Raw genomic sequence first — 21764 nt, 5'->3', positions numbered from 1 at the left:
GAGCCTTTTCATGTCCGCTTTCTTCGATGTGGTGCTTGGCCGGCGTTCGGTCAAGTTCGTCCAGTCGCCCGGCCCGACCGGGGCGCAGCTGGATCTGATCCTGCAGGCCGCGCTGCGCGCGCCCGATCACGGTGCCGTGAAACCCTGGCGCTTTGTGCTGGTGCAAGGCGACGATGTGCCGGCCCTGGTGGATGTCGGGGTTCGCGCGGGGATTGCCGCAGGTCGGCCCTTGCCGCAACCCAAGGTGGACAATGCCCGCAAATGGCTGTCGAAAGTCCCCTTGGTGATCGCCCTGGGATGCCGCCCCGATCCCGCCGGCCGGATTCCCGAGCACGAAAGCCTGCTGGCCGTGGGCGCAGCGGTCATGAACATGCTCAATGCCGCGCATGCGCTGGGATTCGGTGCTTTCTGGAGCACCGGAATCGGCACCTACCTGGATGGCGTGGGGGAGGCGTTGGGCTTCGACCCGCTGGACGAGCGTTTCATGGGCTATCTGGCCATCGGCACACCCATCGATGCTCCCAGCCCGGCCGAGCGGCCGGACTGGCGGGATTATGTCTCGGTGTGGCACGCCCCCGAGGACTGATCGCAGGCGCCGCCTTCCAGGCCTTCGAGGATCGGACATTCAGGCCGGTCATCGCCGTGACAGCGTTGCGCCAGTTCTCTCAGGGTGGAGGCCATGCCGCGCAGCAGGGCGGCCTTGGCCTCCAGCGATTCGATATGCGCCAGCGCCAGGCGTTTGACCTCCGCGCTGGCGCGTGCGCGGTCATGCCACAGGCCGGTCAATTCGGCGATCTGCTTCAATGAAAATCCCAGATCGCGCGCGCTGCGGATGAAACGCAGCGCGTGCAGATCGGCCTTTCCGTATTGCCGGTATCCGGCCGCGCTGCGCGCCAGGGGGACGAACAGGCCTTCCTGTTCGTAGTAGCGGATCATCTTGGGGCTCAGCCCGGTCCGGGCGGCAGCCTCACCGATCGTGAGCCGGCCTTTGGCAGGCGTCTCGGCGTTCTCGGCACGGTGGGAGCGGGATTCAGCCATGATGAGCCTCCAGGGGCAGCCATTTCAGGCGCAGCGCGTTGACGACGACAAAGACGCTCGACAGGGCCATGGCGCCGGCCGCCAGCATCGGTGAGAGTTGCAGACCCGTGAAGGGGTACAGCGCTCCGGCGGCCACCGGGATCAGGGCCACGTTGTAGGCAAACGCCCAGAACAGATTCTGCACGATATTGCGCAGCGTCAGCCGGGACAGCGCGATGGCGCGGGCGACCGAATTCAGATCCTCGTTCATCAGCACCACGTCGGCCGACTCGATGGCGACATCCGTGCCCTGGCCGATGGCGATGCCCACATCGGCTGTCGCCAGCGCGGGCGCATCATTGATGCCGTCGCCCACAAAGGCCAGCGCGCCGACGTCGCGTTGCAGCGCCTGCAGCAGCGCGGCCTTGTGTTCCGGCAGGGTCTGGGCATGGACGATGTCGATGCCCAATTCGCCCGCCACCGCCTGGGCGGCGGCCTCGTGGTCACCCGTGATCAGAACGGTTTTCACCCCCAGCGCATGCAGGCTGTTGATGGCTTCACGCGCCCCGGGGCGCACCGTATCGGCCACCGCCAGCACGCCGGCCAGCCGGCCATCTCGCGCCGCCAGAAAGGCCGTTTTGCCCTGGGCCGCCAGCGTCTGGATCCGTTCGGTGACCGAGGCTTCGATCGGCACATCGTGATTGCGCATCAGCGTCTCGTTGCCCAGCAGCCAGTCATGGCCCTCTACCCGGCCCTGGACCCCCGCGCCCGTCAGCGCCGCGAACTGTTCTACGGACGCCAGGGGCAGTCCCTCGGCCTTGGCGGCCTGCACCAGCGCGTGCGCAATGGGATGTTCGGAGGCATTCTGGACCGAGGCCGCCGCCGCCAGCAGGGTGGGGCGATCCAGGCCATCCAGCGGGTGCGTGTCGCTGAGCGCCGGGCGGCCCTGGGTCAGGGTGCCGGTCTTGTCGAAGGCCGAGACCCGCGCATTGCGCAGGCGCTGCAATGCGTCACCCTGGCGGAAAATGATGCCCAGGCCCGCTGCGCGTCCCGTGGACACCATGATCGAGATCGGCGTCGCCAGCCCCATGGCGCAGGGGCAGGCAATGATCAACACCGTCACGCCGGCGATCAGGGCATGTGTCAACTGGGGCGCGGGCCCCCAGATCAGCCAGCCCAGGAAGGCGAGCACGGCCAGCCCCATGACGACCGGCACGAACCAGCCGGTGACCCGGTCGACCAGGCGCTGGATCGGCAGTTTGGCGCCCTGGGCTTGTTCGACCAGGCGGATGATGTGGGCCAGCACCGTATCGGCCCCTACCTGCGTGGTGCGCAGGACCAGACTGCCGCGCGTGTTCAGCGTGCCGCCGATCAGCCGGTCCCCCGTGCCGCGGGTGACAGGCATGGGCTCGCCGGTGATCATGGATTCGTCCACCCAGGATTCTCCCTCGAGGACTTCACCGTCGACCGGTATCTTTTCACCGGGCCGCACGCGCACCTCGTCGCCGACCGCCAGTGAATCGATGGGTTGCTCGGCCCAGTCGCCATTGCGCCGGACCCAGGCGGTGCGGGGCCGCAGGCCGATCAGATGCCGGATGGCGGAACCGGCCCGGCCCCGGGCGCGGGCTTCCAGCCAGCGGCCCAGCAGGATCAGTGTGGCCACGACGGCGGCCGCTTCGAAATACAGATGACGGACATCCTCGGGAAAGAGGGCCGGAGCGATCGTGACCAGCGTTGAATACAGCCAGGCGCTGCCGGCGCCCAGTGCCACCAGCGTATTCATGTCCGGGCCCAGATGCCACAACGCCTTGAAGCCCCGGGTGAAAAAGGCGCGGCCCGGCCCCGCCAGCACGGCGGTCGTCAACGCGAATTCGATCCAGGCCAGCGTCTGGGCGTCGACCGAGGATTTGATCTGGTGCAGCGCGGGAATCAGGTGCCCGCCCATTTCAACCAGGAGTACCGGCAGAGTCAGCGCCAAGGCGAGAAAAAAACGCCGGCCGGCCGCCGCATCCTCGACCGCATCGTCGCCGGCGGGCAGAAGCTTTTCGTGGGTGATCAACTGCGCCTGGTAGCCGCGTTTCTCGACGGCGGCGACCAGCGCCTGAGGATCGGCGCCTTCCGCTGTCAGGGCGACGTGGGCACGGCGTGTGGCCAGATTGACGCTGGCCTGCGCGACGCCCGGGACTTTGGCCAGCGCTGTTTCGACCCGGCGCACGCAGGAGGCGCAGGTCATGCCCTCGACCTCGAGATCGAGGGCTGAAGGGGCGGACAGAGTGGGCATGGCAGACTCCAGTGGATGATGATGATTGTAGGATGAACCTTGACCTTGTGGTAAGGTCAAGTGCCTGAAAAGCGACAAGGCACACGCTTGAGCCTCCCATGGTGTCAAGGTTTAAGATGCGGCATGTCCCCTCGACGGGCCGATTTCTTTACTGGAGCCTTTTCCATGAAAACCGAATTCATCGTTTCCGACATGACCTGCAACCATTGTGTGCAGACCATCACCCAGGCCGTGCAGGGGGTGGCGCCGGGCGCCTCCGTGCAGACCGACCTGGGTTCGCATCGCGTCACGATCGAGTCGACCGCGGATGCGGCGACGCTGCAGGCCGCGATTGCCGAAGAAGGCTACGACGTTCAGCCCGGGTGAGGGCCGCGCGCTGCAAAACACGCTTTCAGCGAGTCATCAAAAGTGGATGAAACACGCATCGAGTGCGACGTCGCCATCGTCGGAGCCGGCTCGGCCGGCCTGCCGGCCTATCGCGAAGTCCTCAGGGCAGGCTTGACACCGCTGCTCATCGAAGGGGGGCCGCATGGCACGATGTGCGCCCGGGTGGGCTGCATGCCGTCCAAGCTGCTGATTGCTGCGGCTCAGTCGGTGGCCGACATGCGCCATGCGGATGGCTTTGGCATCCGCATGGACAGCCCGCCCCGGGTGGATGGCGTCGCCGTGATGGATCGGGTGCGGCGCGAGCGTGACCGTTTTGTGCGCTTTGTGATCGATGACGTCGAGGCCATGCCGCCGGCGCACCGGCTGGACGCCTCGGTGGAATTTCTGCGTGACGGCGTGTTGCGCACGGGCGACGGCCGCGAGGTGCATGCGCGGCGGATCATCCTGGCGACCGGCACCCGGCCGAATGTGCCGGCCCTGTACCGGCCATTGGGCAATCTGGCGATCGTCAACGATGACGTTTTCGACTGGCACGACCTGCCGCGCAGCGTGCTGGTGGTCGGCGCTGGCGTGATTGGCGTCGAACTGGGTCTGGCTTTGTCGCGCCTGGGCGTACGGGTGCGGGTGCTGAACCACTCCGACAGTTTCGCCCGCCTGATGGATCCCGCCGTGCGCGATGTCGCCGTGGAACTGCTGGCGCCCGAGCTGTCTCTGGTGCGGCGCGCGCGCGTCACGACGGTGCGTCGCGAGAGCGACCAGGTCGTGGTGGGGTGGTCGGTGGAGGATGGCGCCGAGGTCACGGAACGCTTTGATCATGTGCTGCTGACGGCGGGCCGCAGTCCGGACCTGGCCCCGCTGCATCTGGAGCGCACGACGATGCCGCTGGACGAACAGGGCCGGCCCTGTTTCGATCCGGCCACTCTGCAGGTGTACGGTCAGCCCGTGTTTCTCGCGGGCGATGTCACGGGTCGCCACGCGATCCAGCATGAGGCTTCCGACGATGGCCGGCTGGCCGGACGCAATGCGGCCGCCTGGCCCGATGTGCGGGCACTGCCGCGCCGCGCGCCGATGGCGGTCGTGTTCAGCGAACCGCAGATCATGCAGGTGGGGGGCGGTCATGCGGCACTGACCGATCCGGACGCGATGGTCGTCGGCAAAGTCGATTGGACGCGCCAGGGTCGTTCACGCGTGATGCAGCGCAATCAAGGACTGCTGCATGTCTACATGCGCAAGTCCGACCAGCGGTTTCTGGGCGCGGAGATGGTCGGGCCGGATGCCGAGCATGTCGCGCATTTGCTGGCCTGGGCCTTGCAGATGGAATTGACCGTTCCGCAGATGCTGGACCTGCCTTTCTATCATCCGACGATCGAAGAGGGCATCCGGACGGCTTTGCGCGATGCGGTGCGGTAGGGCGAGCGCGGCGGCGCAAACGCTGCTGAGCCAGGCGCATCCGGGTGGCTTGCAGGCCGTGCGGAGGCGAGGGCGGGCTGTCCCGCCGTCTCAGCGCAGCAGGGGTTTGAGGGCGGTGAGCAGTGCTTCCTGGGACTCTCCGTCCGAGGCCAGCCAGACGGCCTCGCCTTGCTGGTCAAAGGCGTAGATGCCCCGGCTGTGCGCGACCTCGTAAGGCGCGTCCGGGTTCTCGGGGTCGGGGCGATCGATCTGATAGGCGACCCGGTAACGCCTGGCGAGGGCGGCGATGGCTTTCTCGTTGCCCGTCAGGCCAATGGCGCGAGGATCGAACTGGTCGACATAGGCCTGCAAGGTGTCGGGCGTGTCGCGGTGCGGATCGACGCTGATGAACAGGATGCGCACCTGGTCGGCCTTGGGCCCCAGGGCCTCGACGACCTGCGACAGTTGCGCCATGGTCGTCGGGCAGATGTCCGGGCAACTGGCGTAGCCAAAGAACATCAGCACGATCTTGCCGGTGAAGACCTGCTGCGTGACCGTGGTATTGCCCGCGCCTTGCAGCGAGAACTGCAGATCCGGCAGGAAACCTCGCACCGGATGAACGGCGGCCAGCGCCATGCCCAGTCCGCTTGTCCACAGGGTCAGGCCGGCGAGCAGCCGCGTCAGGGATTTTCCGGCGCGATGTGGCCTCATGGCGTCTCCACCAGCCCGCTGTGGCGCAGCAGGGCATCGAGGCCGGGATCCCGGCCCCTGAATGCGCGAAAGGACTCCGCCGCCGGTCGCGAGCCGCCGACGGCGATGATTTCGTCCAGATAACGGCGGCTGGTGACCGGATCGAAAACGTCTCGCGTTCCGTCCGGGCCGCCGCGGGCATTTTCCTCGAAGGCGGCAAAGGCGTCCGCCGACAGCACTTCGGCCCATTTGTAGCTATAGTAGCCCGCACCGTAGCCGCCTGCGAACAGATGCGAAAAAGCATGCGGGAAGCGATGCCAGGCCGGCGGCGTCAGCAGCGCGACTTCCTGGCGGACCTGGTCCAGCATGTCCAGCACTTCGCTGATCGACAGGCCGTTGGCGCGGGTATGAATCAGCATGTCGAACAGCGCGAACTCGACCTGGCGCAGCGTCTGCAGACCGCTCTGGAAATTGCGCGCGGCGATCATCCGGTCGTACAGGACGCGGGGCAGGGGTTCGCCGCTTTCGACGTGCCGGGTGAGGGATTGCAGCACGTCCCATTCCCAGCAGAAATTTTCCATGAATTGCGAAGGCAGCTCGATGGCATCCCATTCGACGGCGGCAAAGGCGGCCGCGCCCGGGTCGTCCACGCGCGAGAGCAGCGTATGCATGGCGTGACCACTTTCATGGAACAGCGTGATCACATCGTCGTGCGACAGCAGGGCCTCGCGATCCTCTTGCGGCGCGGGAAAATTGCAGGTCAGCCAGGCCAGCGGCGTATGCAGGTGTCCGGCGCGCACACGTCGGCTGCGCTCACTGTCCACCCAGGCGCCCCCTTGCTTGCTGGCACGGGCGTACAGGTCCATGCCCAGCCGGCCCAGTTCTTGCCCATCGGCGCCCAGGACGCGGTAGATACGCGCATCGGGATGCCAGGCGGGGGCGTCTGTGGCTTCCAGGCGGACGCCGAACAGCGTGTGGATCACCTGAAACAGGCCATCCAGGACACGGGATTGCGTGAAATAGGGGCGCAGTTCCTCGTCGGAGTAGGCGTAGCGGCTTTCGCGCAGGCGCTCGGACGCGTAGGCGATGTCCCAGGGTTCCAGGGGGTCGAGCCGCAACTCGCGGGCCGCGAACACGCGCAGCTCATCCAGGTCGCGCTGGGCGCTGGGCCGCGCACGCGCCGCCAGCTCGCGCAGGAACGCCAGCACCTGGTCGGCGCTGTCGGCCATGCGGGTTTCCAGGCGCAGCCCGGCAAAATCCGCGTAGCCCAGCAGGACGGCTTCCTCGGCGCGCAGCGCCAGCAGCGATTCAATGGATTCGGAATTGTCGAAGGCGGGATCGCCCTGGTCCGAGGCGCGTGTGGCATGGGCGCGGTACAGGGTCTGGCGCAGCTCGCGGTCTCGCGCATGCAGCATGACGGGCAGATAGCAGGGCATCTGCAAGGTCAGTTTCCAGCCGGTTTCCCCGGCGGCGCGGGCGGTCTGGGCGGCGGCGGCGATGACATCCTGCGGCAGGCCGGCCAGTCGGGATTCGTCGGTGATCAGCAGCGACCACCGATCGGTGGCGTCGAGTACATTTTCGGAGAATTTCTGTGAGACCTGCGCTTGCAGGTCGGCATTGCGGGCGTAGGTTTCGCGCGCATCGCCCTCGAGCTCGACGCCGCTGAGACGAAAGTCGCGCAAGGCCAGTTCGACGATGCGGCGGCGGGCGGGAGACAGTGCGGTAAAAGCCGGGCTGGACGCCAGCATCCGGTAGCGCTCGTACAGGCCGTGGTGCAGGCCCACCCAGGTCGAAAATTCGCTCATCAGGGGCAGGCAGGTGTTGTAGGCGGCCCGCAGGGCCGGCGTATTCACCACGCTGTTCAGGTGGCCGGCAATGGACCAGGCGCGATGCAGGCGTTCGGATGGATCCTCGACGATTTCGACCAGATTGTCCCAGTCGGGTGGGTCGGTGCGGGCAGCGGCCGTTTCGATGGCGGTGCGCGAGGCCTCGATCAGTTCGCGCACGGCCGGCTCGATGTGCTCGGGCCGGACGGCGGCATAGTTCACAAAGGCCTCGGCCGGAACGAGGAGGGGATTTTCGGTGATGCGGATGCGACTGTTCATGGCCGGTCAGATGGGGACGAGGCCCCTGTTTTTCAAGTCTGCAGCGTGCGTTCGGCGGCTTCGATGGTATTGACCAGCAGCATGGCGATGGTCATGGGGCCCACGCCGCCCGGCACGGGCGTGATGGCGGCGGCGACCCGGGCGGCCGAGTCGAAATCCACATCGCCGACAAGTTTGCCGGATTCCAGCCGGTTGATGCCCACATCGATCACGATGGCGCCGGGCTTGATCTGGTCGCCGGAGACAATGCCCGGTTTGCCGGTGGCGACCACCAGCACATCGGCCCGGCGGGTCTGGGCGCCCAGGTCGCGGGTCTTGGAATTGCATAGGGTGACCGTTGCGCCGGCCGCCAGCAGCAGTATGGCCATGGGCTTGCCGACGATATTGCTGGCGCCCACGATGACAGCCTCGGCTCCGCGCAAGGGGATGTGTTCCGATTCCAGCATTTTCATCACGCCATAGGGCGTGCAGGGCAGGAACAGAGGCCGTCCGGTCATCAGCAGGCCGGCGTTGCTGACATGAAAGCCATCCACGTCCTTGGCCGCGCCGATGGTCTCGATGACCAGACCGGTGTCGATGTGGCCGGGCAGAGGCAGCTGCACCAGAATGCCATGAATGGCCGGGTCGTCGTTGAGCGTCTCGATCACATCCAGCAGCTCGCCTTCGGGCGTGTCGGCGCCGAGCGCGATGACGCGGGAATGCATGCCTGCTGCCGTGCAGGCGGCGGCCTTGTTGCGCACATAGACCTGGGAGGCCGGATTGTCACCGACCAGCACGACGGCCAGCCCGGGCGTGACGCCTTGGGACTGCAATGTTCCGACGCGTTCGGCGACTTGACTGCGAACCTGGGCCGCCAGGGCCTTGCCGTCGATGATGCGTGCACTCATGTCAGGCTTCCTCGGCGCGCGCCAGGGCGATCTTCATCAGGTCGGCCACAGTGGTGACCTCGAGCTTTTCCATGATGTTGGCGCGGTGGGCCTCGACGGTCTTGATGCTGATGTTCAGATCGCCGGCAATCTGCTTGTTCAGGCGACCGGCCACGATGCGCTCAAGGACCTGCTGTTCGCGCGCCGTCAGTCGTCCGAGTACGGCCTGCTGGTCGCGCTGAGCATGCGCCTCGCGCACGCGGTCGTGGGCCTGATCCAGCATGCCGGCCACCAGTTCCCGCAGGTCGGCTTCGTTGAAGGGTTTTTCGAGAAAATCGACGGCACCTTTTTTCATGGTGGAAACCGCCATCGGCACGTCACCATGGCCGGTGATGAAGACGATGGGCAGCGGCGCCTTGCGGGCAATCAGAGCCTCCTGCAACTCGAGGCCGCTCATGCCGGGCATGCGGATGTCGGCAATCAGGACGCCGACCTGTTCCGGATCGTAGGCGGCGAGGAATTCCTCGCCGCCTGCGAAGCTGCGTACCGCATAACCATTGGCCTCGAGCAGCCAGCGAAGGGAATCGCGGACCGCCTCGTCGTCATCGACGATATAGATGGTGCTGGAGTTTTGGGTATCGCTCATGCGTGCTGTTCCTCTGAGGTTTTTGTAGTCTGGGGCCGCGGCGGAGCCTTGGGCAGGGTGAATCGGAAGATCGTCCCGCCTTCGGGGTTGGGACTGGCCCACAGACGCCCGTGATGCGATTCGATGATGGTGCGACAAATGTTCAGTCCCATGCCCAGGCCCTCGGATTTGGTGCTGTAGAAGGGCTCGAACAGCCGGTCGGGATTGCGCAGCCCGTGACCGCGGTCGATGACGCTGATCTCGATCTGGGAGATCTGGTCGGCGATCCGGACGTGAAGACTGCGGTATTCACTGTGTTCCATGGCCTCGACGCCGTTCTTCAGCAGGTTCAGCAGGACCTGCTCGATCAGGATGGGGTCGGCCAGCACCTCGGGCATCGGATCCGGCAGATGCTGGACGATTTCGATGCGGCGCTTGCGGGCGTCGATATCTGCGAAGCCAATGGCGTTTTCCACGATTCTTCCGAGACCCACGGCCTGGCGACGAGGCTCGCTGCGTTTTACGAACTCACGGATGCGGCTGATGATCTTGCCCGCGCGTTCGGCCTGCTGCGAGGCCTTTTCGAGGGCCTGGAGCAAGGATTCCGTCGGGGCATTGCCCGATTTGAGCATTGCCACGGCAGCCATATTGTAGTTGCTGATGGCCGTCAGGGGCTGATTCAGTTCGTGCGCCAGGGACGAGGCCATCTCGCCCATGGTGGTCAGGCGGCTCGTGATCTGTGCCTTTTCCTGCTGGACGCGGGATTCTTCCTCGTGCTTGCGGCGCTCGGTGATGTCGCGCGCGACCTGCAGGCGGACACGACGCGAATCGGTCCAGGCCAGCATCCGGTGGTGCACTTCGAACCAGCGCTGCGCGGTGGCCGAGAACAATTCCATGGTCTCGTCGGTGAACCGGCCCAGGCGTCCGCCCAGCAGTTCCGCGTGTCCGCCCGTCTGCGCGCCGAACATGCGCCGATAGGTACGATTGGCGAACAGCAGCTCCAGACCCTCGGGGGTATCCGCCACGACGGAGATTGCATCGTCCAGACCTTCGAGCACGGTCATGAAGCGCTCATGGGCGGCGGTCAAGGCCTCGCGGATGCGCTTGGGCTCGGTGATGTCGGTCATGGACGTCATCCAGCCGATCTGCTCGCCTTTGGGGTCGCGCAGGGGAGAGACGTACATGCGCGCGGTAAAACGTGAACCATCGCGCCGCTGCGCCTCGATTTCCAGGCCGCTGCTGGGTGTCCGGCCGGACATCAGCTGGGCCAGGGTCTCGCGATGATGATCATGGCGTCCCGGCAGCCAGTAGGGGAAGGGCGCGGTGCGGCCGATCAGGTCGGCCTCATTCCAGCCGATCATGCGGCAGAAGGCCGGATTCACGTAGGCGATGCGGCCCTGCATGTCGAACACGCGCATGCCCGTCGACATGGAGTTTTCCATGGCGCGGCGGAAACCGGTTTCGGCAATCAGCGCGGCCTCGGCCTGGGTGCGAAAGCGGGTATAGCGCCACAGCGCCAGCAGGCTGAAGACGATCACCAGCGACAGGGCGAACACCACCATCATCAGGCGTTGCTGGCGGGTCTCCTGGTCGATGGTGACGAACATCACGCTGTCGCTCTGCAGGCGTTGCAGCCAGATGAAGGCACCCATGACACACAAATAGAGCACGAGCACGACAGCCGGCGTCAACCAGTACAGACGACGGCTGTGCCGGGCGTGTTCGTAAAACGTCGTCGGAATCAGGGACTTGCGATTCGGGGCGGACATGAGTGCGTCAGTAACACGATGGCATTATTTTAGACGCGAAAAGGGTATTCAATTTTTCATATAATAAAAATACATATCATCTGATGAAATTTCACTTGTGCTCGTGCGGGCTCTTTCCTAGAATGGCGACAAGTGCCGGCTCCTGGGATGCGGATGCGTCCGGGGCTTATATTGCAGTGCCGCTGGCGCACCCACCTTTTGTCAGGCTGGCGCGATGTGTGGTCGCGTCATCGAACCACACCACAGGAGACACACACCATGTCCTCTCTTGACCAAGTCCACGCGGCTGCGGCGGATGTCGATCAGCAGGAAACCCAGGAATGGATCGACGCGCTGGAAGCGGTGCTCGACCGTGAGGGAGCCGAGCGCGCCCACTACCTGATCGAACGTCTGATCGACCTGGCCCGCCGCAGCGGCGCGCACATTCCCTATTCGCTGAATACGGCTTATGTGAATACCATTCCTCCCGGACTGGAGCCGCCGCACCCGGGCAACATGGTGCTCGAGGAACGCATCCGTTCCTACATCCGCTGGAATGCCATGGCCATGGTGGTCCGGGCCAACAAGGTCGAGCCCGCCGATGGCGGCAGCCTGGGCGGCCACATCGCGTCGTTCGCCTCGCTGGCGACCATGATCGAGTGCGGCCAGAACCACTTCTGGCATGCTGAATCCCCCGACCATGGCGGCGATCTGGTGTATTTCCAGGGCCACTCGTCACCGGGCATGTATTCCCGCGCCTTCCTCGAAGGCCGCCTGACCGAGGAAAACCTCAACTATTTCCGCCAGGAAGTCGGCGGCAAGGGCAAGGGGTTGTCGTCCTATCCGCACCCCAAACTCATGCCGGGCTTCTGGCAGTTCTCGACGGTGTCGATGGGCCTGGGGCCCATGATGGCCATCTATCAGGCCCGGTTCCTCAAATACCTGCATGCCCGCGGACTGGCGGACACGGCCCAGCGCAAGGTCTGGGTCTTTGTGGGCGACGGCGAGATCGACGAGCCCGACACCCTGGCCGCCATCGGTCTGGCCGCGCGGGAGAAACTCGACAACCTGATCTTCATCGTCAACTGCAATTTGCAGCGTCTGGACGGCCCGGTGCGCGGCAACGGCAAGATCATCCAGGAACTCGAAGGCGCCTTCCGCGGGAATGGCTGGAATGTGCTCAAGCTGATCTGGGGCGGCTACTGGGATCCTCTGTTTGCTCGCGACAAGGAAGGCCTCCTGCGCCGCATCATGGAAGAAACCGTGGATGGAGAATACCAGGCCTACAAGGCCAACGATGGCCAGTTCGTCCGCGAGCATTTCTTCGGCAAGCATCCCAAGGTGCTGGAAATGGTCAGCCGCATGAGCGACGAGGACGTCTGGCGTCTGAACCGCGGCGGCCACGATCCGCACAAGGTCTACGCGGCCTTTGCCGCCGCCGCCGGCCACAAGGGCCAGCCTTCGGTGATTCTGGCCAAGACCATCAAGGGCTACGGCATGGGGCATGTCGGCCAGGCCAAGAATCCCACGCACCAGCAGAAAAAGCTGGACGTCGACTCGGTGCGCGAATTCCGCGATCGTTTCAATATCCCCATCCCCGATGACAAACTCGAAGAGATCCCCTTCTTCAAGCCGGCGGAAGACTCCCCGGAAATGAAATACCTGCAGGAACACCGCAAGGCTCTGGGCGGCTATCTGCCTCATCGCCGCGCAAAGGCCGACCAGGCCCTGCCGGTGCCCGCCCTGGATGCGTTCAAGGCCGTGCTGGAACCGACCGCCGAGGGTCGCGAGATTTCCACCACCCAGGCTTTCGTGCGGGTGCTGAATCAGATCCTGCGCGACAAGGACCTGGCGCCGCGCGTGGTGCCCATCCTGGTGGATGAGTCGCGCACCTTCGGCATGGAAGGTCTGTTCCGCCAGATCGGCATCTATGCCCCCGAGGGCCAGAAATATGTGCCGGTCGACAAGGGCCAGGTGATGTACTACCGCGAGGCCGAAAACGGCCAGTTGCTCCAGGAGGGCATCAACGAAGCGGGCGGGTTCAGTTCGTGGGTGGCGGCGGCGACGTCGTATTCCGTCAGCAACTGCATCATGATCCCGTTCTTCATCTATTACTCGATGTTCGGGTTCCAGCGCTTTGGCGACCACGCCTGGGCGGCGGGTGACATGCTGGCGCGCGGCTTCGTGCTCGGCGGCACTGCCGGGCGCACCACACTCAACGGCGAGGGCCTGCAGCACGAGGACGGACACAGCCACATCCAGGCCTCCCTGATTCCGAATTGCGTGGCCTATGATCCGGCCTTTGCGCACGAAATCGCCGTCATCATCCGCAGCGGCCTGCAGCGCATGATGCATGACCAGGAAGACGTGTTCTTCTACATCACGGTCATGAACGAGAACTATGCCCAGCCGGGCCTGAAGGCCGGGGACGAGGAGGGCATCCTCAAGGGGATGTACAAACTCCAGTCCAGCGCCAAGCCCGCCAAGCAGCATGTCCAGCTGATGGGCTCGGGCACGATCCTGCGCGAGGTCCTGGCCGCTCGGGAACTGCTTGAACAGGACTGGGGCGTGACCTCGGACGTCTGGAGCGTGACCAGCTTCTCGGAACTGCGCCGCGACGGCCTGGACGTCGATCGTCACAACCTGCTGCACCCGACCGATCCGGTTCAGGAATCCTACGTGACCCGTCAGCTCAAGGACACCAAGGGCCCGATCATCGTCTCGACCGACTACATCAAGGCCTATGGCGACATGATCCGCCCCTTCGTGCCGAACGGGCGTACCCTCAAGGTCCTGGGCACCGATGGTTTCGGCCGCTCGGATTTCCGTTCCGAATTGCGCAAGCACTTCGAGATCGATCGCCATTTCGTGGTCCTGGCCGCTCTGCGCAGCCTGGCCGAAGAAGGTGCCATCGATATCAAGAAGTGCGCCGAGGCGATCGCCAAGTACGGCATCGACGCGGACAAGGCCAATCCGCACTACGCCTGAGGAGGACGAACAACATGAGCAATATCGTGGAAATCAAGGTCCCCGACATCGGCGACTTCGACTCGGTCGAAGTGATCGAGATCCTGGTGGCCGTGGGCGACAAGATCGAGGCCGAGCAGAGCCTGATCACCGTCGAATCCGACAAGGCCTCCATGGAAATCCCTGCCTCGGTGGGCGGGGTGGTCAAGGCGCTCAAGGTCAAGCTGGGCGACAAGGTCTCTCAAGGATCGGAAATCCTGGAGGTCGAGGTCACCGGCGGTGCACCCAAGGCGGCCCCTGCGCCTGCGCCGGAACCCGCCGAGCCTGCCGCACCGGCCCCCGCGCCCGTTTCGGCGCCCGCAGCCCCTGCGCCCATGGCATCCAGCGCGCCGGACCGGACCTCGCCGACGGCCGCTTTCGCCGAAGCCGACATGCCCCTGCGCAATCTGCCGCATGCCTCGCCTTCGGTGCGCCATTTTGCGCGTGAACTGGGCGTGAATCTGAGCCAGGTCACGGGTAGCGGCCCCAAGAACCGCATCATGGCCGACGACGTGCGCGCCTACGTCAAGCAGGCGTTGTCCACGGGCGGGACCAGCCCCGTGGGCTCGACCGTGCCGGCGGGGGGCGGTTTCAGCGTCCTGGGCTGGCCCAAGGTCGATTTCACCAAGTTCGGTGAGATCGAATCCAAGCCGCTGTCGCGCATCAAGAAAATTTCCGGCGCCAACCTGCACCGCAACTGGGTCATGATTCCCCACGTCACCAACAACGATGTGGCCGACATCACCGAACTCGAAGCCCTGCGCCAGCAGTTGAACGTGGAAAACAAGAAATCCGGCGCCAAGGTCACCATGCTGGCCTTCCTGATCAAGGCAGTGGTCGCAGCCTTGAAAAAATACCCGGAATTCAATGCGTCCCTGGATGGCGACAACCTGGTGCTCAAGCGCTATTTCCACATCGGCTTTGCGGCGGATACGCCCAACGGGCTGGTGGTTCCCGTAATCCGCGATGCGGACAAGAAAGGCGTGATGGAACTGGCTGCGGAAACCTCCGAACTGGCGGGTCTGGCCCGCGAAGGCAAGCTCTCGCCTTCGCAGATGCAGGGCGGTTGCTTCTCGATCTCGTCCCTGGGCGGCATCGGCGGCACGGATTTCACGCCCATCATCAATGCGCCTGAAGTCGCCATTCTCGGTGTGTCGCGTTCGGCCATGCAGCCGGTCTGGGACGGCAAAGGCTTCCAGCCGCGTCTGATGCTGCCGCTGTCGCTGTCCTACGACCACCGCGTGATCGACGGGGCTGCTGCCGCGCGCTTCAACGCCTACCTGGCGGGTCTGCTGGCAGACTTCCGTCGCATCATTCTGTAAGGGGGACGGCATGAGCATCGTCGATCTGAACGTGCCCGACATCGGTGATTTCGACGCGGTCGAAGTCATCGAGATCCTGGTGACCGTGGGCGATACCATCCAGGCCGAGCAGAGTCTGATCACCGTGGAGTCCGACAAGGCGTCCATGGAGATTCCGGCCGAGCAGGGCGGGGTGGTCAGGGAAATCCTCGTCAAGCTGGGGGACAAGGTCTCCGAGGGGACCCCTGTCGTCCGTGTCGAGGCCGCTGACGCAGCCACGGCGTCAGCCCAGGCGGCTGCCCCCAAGGCGGCATCCGCCCCGGCCCCCGCGCCCGCCGCCTCGTCAGCGCCTGTGGCTGCCCCCAAGGCGGCACCCGCCCCGGCCCCCGCGCCGGCGCAGTTTTCCGGCGCGGCCGAGGGCGAATATGACGTCCTGGTATTGGGCGCCGGCCCTGGCGGCTATTCCGCGGCCTTCCGCGCGGCCGATCTCGGCCTGAAAGTCGTCCTGGTCGAACGCTATGCCACCCTGGGAGGCGTCTGCCTCAATGTCGGCTGCATCCCCTCCAAGGCACTGCTCCACACAGTGGGCGTGCTCGAGGAGGCCAAATCCATGGCCGCTCACGGGATCGCCTTCGGCGAGCCGGCGATCGATCTGGACAAGCTGCGCGGCTACAAGGATGGCGTGGTGAGCAAGCTCACCGGCGGACTGGCCGGCATGGCCAAGGCACGCAAGGTCACGATTATCCAGGGCGTGGGTACCTTTGCCGATCCGCACCACCTGACGGTGGCCAAGGCGGACGGCGGCCAGACGACGGTCAAGTTTGCCTCGGCCATCATCGCCGCCGGCAGCCAGTCGGTAAAACTGCCGTTCCTGCCGGACGATCCGCGGATCGTCGATTCCACCGGCGCACTGGCCCTGAAATCCGTCCCCAAGCGCATGCTGATCGTCGGCGGCGGCATCATCGGTCTGGAGATGGGGACGGTCTATTCCGCGCTGGGCGCTCGCCTGGATGTCGTGGAGATGCTGCCCACCCTGATGACAGGCGCCGACCGCGATCTGGTCAAGGTCTGGGACAAGATGAATGCCAAGCGCTTCGACCATGTCATGCTCAATACCAAGACGGTGGGCGCGCAAGCCAAGGAAGACGGCATCTGGGTCACTTTCGAGGGCGAATCCGCCCCCAAGGAACCGCAATGCTACGACCTCGTGCTGCAGGCTGTCGGACGTTCGCCCAATGGCAAGAAAATCGGCGTCGAAAACGCCGGCGTGGCGGTGTCGGACCGGGGCTTCATCGATGTGGACAAGCAGATGCGCACCAATGTGCCGCACATCTACGCCATTGGCGACATCGTGGGCCAGCCCATGCTGGCGCACAAGGCCGTGCATGAGGCGCATGTGGCGGCCGAGGCCATTGCCGGACACAAGGCATTTTTCGATGCGCGTGTGATCCCCTCCGTGGCCTATACGGACCCCGAGGTGGCCTGGGTCGGTCTGACCGAAGAGGCAGCCAAGAAGGACGGCATTGCCCTCAAGAAAGGCCTGTTCCCCTGGCAGGCATCGGGCCGCGCCATCGCCAATGGTCGCGACGAGGGCTTCACCAAGCTGCTGTTCGATGCGGAAACCGGCCGCATCCTGGGCGGCGGGATCGTCGGCACGCATGCGGGCGATCTGATCAGCGAGATCGTGCTGGCCGTCGAGATGGGCGCGGATTCCGTGGATATCGGCAAGTCCATCCACCCGCACCCGACCCTGGGCGAATCGGTCGGCATGGCCGCGGAAGTCGCCGACGGGCATTGCACGGATGTGCCGCCCGCCCGCAAGAAATAACCGGCATGACCGTGTGCGGCCCTGCGGCTGGCGGACGGTCATCCTCCTTGCGCGCAATAGGGCTGCGGCCCGCATCAGGGAACGGCAGGTGCTAATATCGGCACCTGCCGTTTTCTCATTGCTGATTCGATTCAATGTCTTCTTCTGCTCCCGCGCCGGGCGCCGCACTGGCCGAGTGGCTGGCCTACCTCGAAACCCTGCATCCGAAAGCCATTGATCTGGGGCTGGACCGCATCCGTGAGGTGGCCGAACGCCTGGCGCTGTCCCTCGACTGCGTCAAGATCACGGTGGCCGGGACCAATGGCAAGGGTTCCACCTGTGCCATGCTGGAATCCATGCTGCTCAGCGCCGGCTACAAGGTCGGCCAATACACGTCTCCTCATCTGTTGCGTTTCAATGAACGCATCCGCATCAATGGCGAGGAGGCCGTGGATGCGGACATCGTGACGCAATTCGAGCGCATCGAAACCGCGCGCGGCGGCGTTACCCTGACGTATTTCGAAATGACCACGCTGGCGGCCCTGCTGCTGTTCCAGGCGGCCCGTCTGGATGCCGTCGTGCTGGAAGTCGGGCTGGGCGGCCGGCTGGATGCCGTCAATCTGCTCGATGCCGATTGCGCGATCCTGACCAGCGTGGATCTGGACCATATGCAGTACCTGGGCGATACACGCGAAGCGATCGGACTGGAAAAGGCGCATGTCTTCCGTCCGGGCCGGCCCGCCATCTGCGCCGATCCGGTGCCGCCCCAGACCGTGATCGACCGTGCCGAAACCATCGGCGCCGATCTCTGGCGCGTCGGGGTCGATTTCAATTATTCCGGCGATCGCCAGCAATGGGCCTATGGCGGGCGTTCGCAGCGTCGTAACGCACTGGGCTATCCCGCACTTCGTGGCGCCAATCAGTTGCTGAATGCCTCGGCTGCGCTGGCGGCCCTGGAAGCTCTGCGCGACCGCCTGGTGGTCACCCAGCAGGATGTGCGCCAGGGGCTGCTCCACGTCAATCTGCCGGGGCGCATGCAGATCCTGCCGGGGCTGCCTGCCACGATCTTGGATGTGGGGCACAATCCGCACGCAACCTCGGCGCTGGGCCAGAATCTGGACAGCATGGGCCATTATCCGCATACCTACGCGGTGGTCGGGATGCTGAGCGACAAGGATATCGAAACCTCATTGTCGCGCCTGTCGCGCCGGGTGGATCGCTGGCTGTGCGCTACGCTGGACGGGCCGCGTGGTACCTCCGCGCAGGAACTGGCGATCATCGTGCGCCGCATTTGCGGCGATCAGGCGCCCGCCGATCCCTTCCTCGCCCAGACCAGCGAGATCGCCCGGCCCGCGAACGGACACAAGCCCGGTGTGCGCGCCGCGCCCCGGCCCGCCGTGGCGCCCCGGGACGTGCAGGTTTCAACTTTCGACAGTCCGGAACAAGCCTTTGCTGAAGCGCGGAGACAGGCGACCGACAATGATAGAATCCTCGTGTTTGGATCGTTTGCCACGGTCGGCCCCGTGCTCGACGTCCTGCGCCGCGAGGGCCGGGATGTCCTGTCCTGATCGGGCCCATAGATCGATCCGCCACTTTTGATGGGTTGATTGCACGATGTTTTTTCGCAAGGGAACCGAAACGGGACAGCGCGCTCCGGCACGATCCGCTGAAACCGAGGCTCAACTCCGAGAACTGCGCGTCAAGGCCCGCCGCCGCCTGATCGGCGCACTGGCCCTGGTGCTGGTGGCCGTCATCGTCGTCCCCTGGCTGTTTGACGAAACGCCGCCCGGGGATCCGCATCCGCCCATCGTCGTGCCCGCGCCCGCCGTCCGCCTGCCGGCGACTTCCGATCCGCTGGCGACAGAGTTTCCGGCCGCGCCGGGAACCGTCCGGGATCCATCTTCCGGGGGCACGGTGTCCTCGGGCAATGCCGTCACGACGACCGCGGCGTCGGGTACGTCCGCCCAGGCCCAGGCACCTGCCCAGACCTCCTCTCAGAAGCCCGCAGCGGCGCAGGCATCCACATCGGCGCAATCATCCGCCCCGTCTTCGACGGCGGTCGCTTCCAGCACGACATCGACCAAACCGGCCCGGACGCCCTCTGACGCATCGCACGACAAGCCTGCGGCCACCGCCAGCCAGCCCCCTGATCGCGCCAGCACCGACAAACCCGCAGCCGGCCGCACGCCGACCGACCGGACCGATGATGGCTCTGTCGCGTTGGCGCTGCTGGCCGGCAAGACCCCGGCCACGGCCAGCGCCAAGCCCAAGCCCGCCGCCGCAGAGGGCCGCTACTACCTCCAGGTCGCGGCTTACACGACCGAGCCGGATGCGCTGGCGCGTCGCGACAGCCTGCGTCAATCGGGTGTCTCCGACGCCTACGTCGAGAGCGGCCAGTCCAACGGCCGGACCGTCTACCGGTTGCGGGTCGGGCCGTTCGGCTCCCACGAAGCCGCCCAGGCGGCCCAGACCCGGCTGCGGGCACTGGGTTACCAGAACGGCCTGATCTCCGGCAAGTGACCAGCTTCGACTATTTCGTCCTGGCCATCGTGGGTATTTCCGCCCTGATCGGCCTGCTGCGCGGTTTCTTGCGCGAAGTCCTGGCGCTTGTCGCCTATGTCGCCGCTTTCGTGGCCGCCATCTGGTGGGGGCCCAGCGCATCGGGCTGGCTGCTGGGGCTGATCGACAATGGGCTGCTGCGCACGCTGGCTGCCTATGGCGCGGTCTTCATCCTTGCGTTGCTGCTGGTCGGCCTGCTGAACATGGCGCTGGGCGCGCTGATCGATCGCACCGGCCTGACTCCGGCCGACCATGGCCTGGGCGCCGTGTTCGGCGCCGTGCGCGGCGTGGTGCTGGTTCTGGCCCTGGTGGGCCTGGCCGGCTATACGCAGCTGCCCCTGGAACCCTGGTGGCGGGATGCGCGCACCTCGGCCGCCGCCGTGCGGGGATTTCAACAAGTCAAATCGCTGCTGCCTGCTCAGGTGGCGGAACTGCTTCCCTATTAGTCGGAATTCATTCTTATGTGCGGAATCGTGGGTGTGATGGGGCGCGGCCCCGTCAATCAGTTGATCTATGACAGTCTGCTGCTGTTGCAGCACCGGGGCCAGGATGCCGCTGGCATCGCCACGGCGCACGATCATTTTTTCAGCATGCACAAGGCGCATGGCCTGGTGCGCGATGTCTTTCGCACACGCAACATGCGGGCGCTGCCCGGCAACAGCGGGGTGGGGCAGGTGCGTTATCCCACGGCGGGCTCCAGCGCCAGCGTGGACGAGGCCCAGCCTTTCTATGTCAATGCCCCGTTCGGGATCACCTTTGCGCACAATGGCAATCTGACCAACTGGCGCGAACTGCGTGAGTCCCTTTTCAAGCACGACCGGCGCCACATCAATACCAACTCGGACTCCGAGGTCCTGCTCAACGTCTTCGCTCATGAGCTGCAGCAGGCGTCCAACGGCGTCACGCTGGATGCGCATGCAGTATTCCAGGCGGTGCGCGCGGTGCATCGGCGCGCCAAGGGCGCCTATGCCGTCATCGCCAACATCAGCAGCTTCGGCCTGGTGGCCTTCCGCGATCCGCACGGTATCCGGCCCCTGTGCCTGGGCCGCCAGGACACGGACGTCGGGCCGGAATGGATGCTGGCTTCCGAATCCGTGGCGTTGACCGGCAGCGGTTTTTCGCTGGTGCGGGATGTGGCGCCAGGCGAAGCCATCGTCATCACGGAAGACGGCGAACTGAGCACGGCGGACTGCGCCGAGCCCGGTCTGGAGCAGACGCCCTGCGTCTTTGAATATGTCTATTTTGCCCGGCCCGATTCCGTGATGAACGGAATCTCGATCTACGATGCGCGGCTGCAGATGGGCGAATATCTCGCGGACAAGGTCGCCAAGTCGCTGCGGCTGGGCGATCTGGATGTCGTCATGCCGATTCCGGATTCTTCGCGGCCGGCGGCCATGCAGCTGGCCGCGCGCCTGAGCCTGAATTACCGCGAAGGGTTCATCAAGAACCGCTATGTGGGGCGCACCTTCATCATGCCCGGACAGGCCGTGCGCAAGAAATCGGTGCGGCAGAAGCTCAGCGCCATCGATATGGAATTCCGTGGCAAGAACGTCCTGCTGGTCGATGATTCCATCGTGCGGGGTACGACCAGCCGCGAAATCGTCGACATGGCCCGGGCGGCGGGCGCGAACAAGGTCTTCTTTGCCTCGGCCGCCCCTGCGGTCCGTTATCCCAATGTCTATGGCATCGACATGCCGACCCAGGCGGAACTGATCGCCACCGGGCGGGACGAGGCACAGGTCGCCCGCGAGATCGGCGCCGACGGCCTGATCTATCAGGATCTGGGCAATCTGGAACAGTCGCTGCGCGATCTGAACCCGGCGCTTCAGTCGTTCGAATCGTCCTGCTTCAGCGGTCGCTATGTGACCGGTGACATCGACGACGCCTACCTGGAGCGGCTGAGCCGCACCCGGGGCCTTGCGCAGCGCTCCGGCGCCATGGCGGGCGCCGTGGACGAGAACTGACGGGTTTTCGGCCTGGCGT

The 21764-nt window shown here is 65.3% G+C and carries 17 protein-coding genes; 10 read left to right on the top strand and 7 right to left on the bottom strand.

What is annotated here, in order from left to right:
* Positions 1-10: 10 nt before the first annotated feature.
* Positions 11-586 (top strand): nitroreductase, encoded by a 576-nt coding sequence (locus tag ACK5JE_RS08960; RefSeq protein ID WP_416801349.1) that lies wholly within the window; start codon positions 11-13, stop codon positions 584-586.
* On the opposite strand, the gene cueR is transcribed toward ACK5JE_RS08960, so the two are convergent.
* Both cueR and ACK5JE_RS08950 read right to left on the bottom strand, forming a co-directional pair.
* On the bottom strand, positions 553-1038 hold the full coding sequence (gene cueR, locus ACK5JE_RS08955) for a Cu(I)-responsive transcriptional regulator (protein WP_416801348.1): 486 nt from the start codon (positions 1036-1038) through the stop codon (positions 553-555). The genes ACK5JE_RS08960 and cueR overlap by 34 nt on opposite strands.
* On the bottom strand, positions 1031-3298 hold the full coding sequence (locus ACK5JE_RS08950; protein ID WP_416801347.1) for a heavy metal translocating P-type ATPase: 2268 nt from the start codon (positions 3296-3298) through the stop codon (positions 1031-1033). The genes cueR and ACK5JE_RS08950 overlap by 8 nt, the downstream gene beginning before the upstream one ends.
* A gap of 165 nt (positions 3299-3463) precedes the next feature.
* Here ACK5JE_RS08950 and ACK5JE_RS08945 point away from each other — a divergent pair, with 165 nt between their 5' ends.
* On the top strand, positions 3464-3664 hold the full coding sequence (locus tag ACK5JE_RS08945) for a heavy-metal-associated domain-containing protein (RefSeq protein WP_416801346.1): 201 nt from the start codon (positions 3464-3466) through the stop codon (positions 3662-3664).
* 42 nt (positions 3665-3706) lie between these two features.
* A complete protein-coding gene (locus tag ACK5JE_RS08940) occupies positions 3707-5095 on the top strand; it encodes a dihydrolipoyl dehydrogenase (RefSeq protein WP_416801345.1) in 1389 nt (462 codons plus the stop codon).
* Between the two features lie 90 nt (positions 5096-5185).
* On the opposite strand, the gene ACK5JE_RS08935 is transcribed toward ACK5JE_RS08940, so the two are convergent.
* Genes ACK5JE_RS08935 through ACK5JE_RS08915 form a run of 5 tightly spaced genes read right to left on the bottom strand, consistent with a single transcriptional unit; the run spans position 5186 to position 11129 of the window.
* Entirely contained in the window at positions 5186-5785 is a 600-nt protein-coding gene (locus tag ACK5JE_RS08935) for an SCO family protein (protein WP_416801344.1), read from the bottom strand.
* Positions 5782-7851, bottom strand: a complete 2070-nt coding sequence (locus ACK5JE_RS08930) for a M3 family metallopeptidase (protein WP_416801420.1) — start codon at positions 7849-7851, stop codon at positions 5782-5784. Before ACK5JE_RS08930 ends, ACK5JE_RS08935 begins: the two co-directional genes overlap by 4 nt.
* Positions 7852-7901: 50 nt before the next feature.
* Complete coding sequence (gene folD, locus ACK5JE_RS08925; RefSeq protein WP_416801343.1) at positions 7902-8756, bottom strand: bifunctional methylenetetrahydrofolate dehydrogenase/methenyltetrahydrofolate cyclohydrolase FolD; 855 nt, start codon at positions 8754-8756, stop codon at positions 7902-7904.
* A gap of 1 nt (position 8757) precedes the next feature.
* Complete coding sequence (locus ACK5JE_RS08920; RefSeq protein WP_416801342.1) at positions 8758-9381, bottom strand: response regulator transcription factor; 624 nt, start codon at positions 9379-9381, stop codon at positions 8758-8760.
* Positions 9378-11129 (bottom strand): PAS domain-containing sensor histidine kinase, encoded by a 1752-nt coding sequence (locus ACK5JE_RS08915; RefSeq protein ID WP_416801341.1) that lies wholly within the window; start codon positions 11127-11129, stop codon positions 9378-9380. The genes ACK5JE_RS08920 and ACK5JE_RS08915 overlap by 4 nt, the downstream gene beginning before the upstream one ends.
* Positions 11130-11387: 258 nt before the next feature.
* Here ACK5JE_RS08915 and aceE point away from each other — a divergent pair, with 258 nt between their 5' ends.
* From aceE to purF, 7 genes are all read left to right on the top strand, one after another.
* The gene (aceE, locus tag ACK5JE_RS08910) at positions 11388-14096 is read left to right on the top strand and encodes a pyruvate dehydrogenase (acetyl-transferring), homodimeric type (protein WP_416801340.1); all 2709 of its coding nucleotides are present in this window, start codon (positions 11388-11390) and stop codon (positions 14094-14096) included.
* 14 nt (positions 14097-14110) lie between these two features.
* A complete protein-coding gene (gene aceF / locus ACK5JE_RS08905; protein ID WP_416801339.1) occupies positions 14111-15436 on the top strand; it encodes a dihydrolipoyllysine-residue acetyltransferase in 1326 nt (441 codons plus the stop codon).
* 10 nt (positions 15437-15446) lie between these two features.
* Positions 15447-17243 carry a dihydrolipoyl dehydrogenase gene (gene lpdA / locus ACK5JE_RS08900; RefSeq protein WP_416801338.1) on the top strand — a complete coding sequence of 599 codons (1797 nt, stop codon included), beginning with the start codon at positions 15447-15449 and terminating at the stop codon, positions 17241-17243.
* 134 nt (positions 17244-17377) lie between these two features.
* Positions 17378-18790 carry a bifunctional tetrahydrofolate synthase/dihydrofolate synthase gene (folC, locus tag ACK5JE_RS08895; protein ID WP_416801337.1) on the top strand — a complete coding sequence of 471 codons (1413 nt, stop codon included), beginning with the start codon at positions 17378-17380 and terminating at the stop codon, positions 18788-18790.
* Positions 18791-18836: 46 nt separating this feature from the next.
* The gene (locus ACK5JE_RS08890; RefSeq protein WP_416801336.1) at positions 18837-19742 is read left to right on the top strand and encodes an SPOR domain-containing protein; all 906 of its coding nucleotides are present in this window, start codon (positions 18837-18839) and stop codon (positions 19740-19742) included.
* The gene (locus ACK5JE_RS08885) at positions 19739-20227 is read left to right on the top strand and encodes a CvpA family protein (RefSeq protein WP_416801335.1); all 489 of its coding nucleotides are present in this window, start codon (positions 19739-19741) and stop codon (positions 20225-20227) included. The genes ACK5JE_RS08890 and ACK5JE_RS08885 overlap by 4 nt, the downstream gene beginning before the upstream one ends.
* Positions 20228-20242: 15 nt before the next feature.
* Entirely contained in the window at positions 20243-21745 is a 1503-nt protein-coding gene (purF, locus tag ACK5JE_RS08880; RefSeq protein WP_416801334.1) for an amidophosphoribosyltransferase, read from the top strand.
* Positions 21746-21764 lie beyond the last annotated feature (19 nt).

The organism is Castellaniella sp. (assembly GCF_047971665.1).
In the GTDB taxonomy this organism is placed as follows: Bacteria; Pseudomonadota; Gammaproteobacteria; order Burkholderiales; family Burkholderiaceae_B; genus Castellaniella.
Note: the sequence above shows the minus strand (reverse complement) of the source record. Positions and strands in the feature narration are given on the sequence as shown.

Bases quoted from the DNA above. Each gene is read 5' to 3' on its own strand.
- ACK5JE_RS08960 (WP_416801349.1), top strand. From the start codon at position 11: ATGTCCGCTTTCTTCGATGTGGTGCTTGGCCGGCGTTCGGTCAAGTTC.
- cueR (WP_416801348.1), bottom strand. From the start codon at position 1,038: ATGGCTGAATCCCGCTCCCACCGTGCCGAGAACGCCGAGACGCCTGCC.
- ACK5JE_RS08950 (WP_416801347.1), bottom strand. From the start codon at position 3,298: ATGCCCACTCTGTCCGCCCCTTCAGCCCTCGATCTCGAGGTCGAGGGC.
- ACK5JE_RS08945 (WP_416801346.1), top strand. From the start codon at position 3,464: ATGAAAACCGAATTCATCGTTTCCGACATGACCTGCAACCATTGTGTG.
- ACK5JE_RS08935 (WP_416801344.1), bottom strand. From the start codon at position 5,785: ATGAGGCCACATCGCGCCGGAAAATCCCTGACGCGGCTGCTCGCCGGC.
- folD (WP_416801343.1), bottom strand. From the start codon at position 8,756: ATGAGTGCACGCATCATCGACGGCAAGGCCCTGGCGGCCCAGGTTCGC.
- ACK5JE_RS08920 (WP_416801342.1), bottom strand. From the start codon at position 9,381: ATGAGCGATACCCAAAACTCCAGCACCATCTATATCGTCGATGACGAC.
- ACK5JE_RS08915 (WP_416801341.1), bottom strand. From the start codon at position 11,129: ATGTCCGCCCCGAATCGCAAGTCCCTGATTCCGACGACGTTTTACGAA.
- aceE (WP_416801340.1), top strand. From the start codon at position 11,388: ATGTCCTCTCTTGACCAAGTCCACGCGGCTGCGGCGGATGTCGATCAG.
- aceF (WP_416801339.1), top strand. From the start codon at position 14,111: ATGAGCAATATCGTGGAAATCAAGGTCCCCGACATCGGCGACTTCGAC.
- lpdA (WP_416801338.1), top strand. From the start codon at position 15,447: ATGAGCATCGTCGATCTGAACGTGCCCGACATCGGTGATTTCGACGCG.
- folC (WP_416801337.1), top strand. From the start codon at position 17,378: ATGTCTTCTTCTGCTCCCGCGCCGGGCGCCGCACTGGCCGAGTGGCTG.
- ACK5JE_RS08890 (WP_416801336.1), top strand. From the start codon at position 18,837: ATGTTTTTTCGCAAGGGAACCGAAACGGGACAGCGCGCTCCGGCACGA.
- purF (WP_416801334.1), top strand. From the start codon at position 20,243: ATGTGCGGAATCGTGGGTGTGATGGGGCGCGGCCCCGTCAATCAGTTG.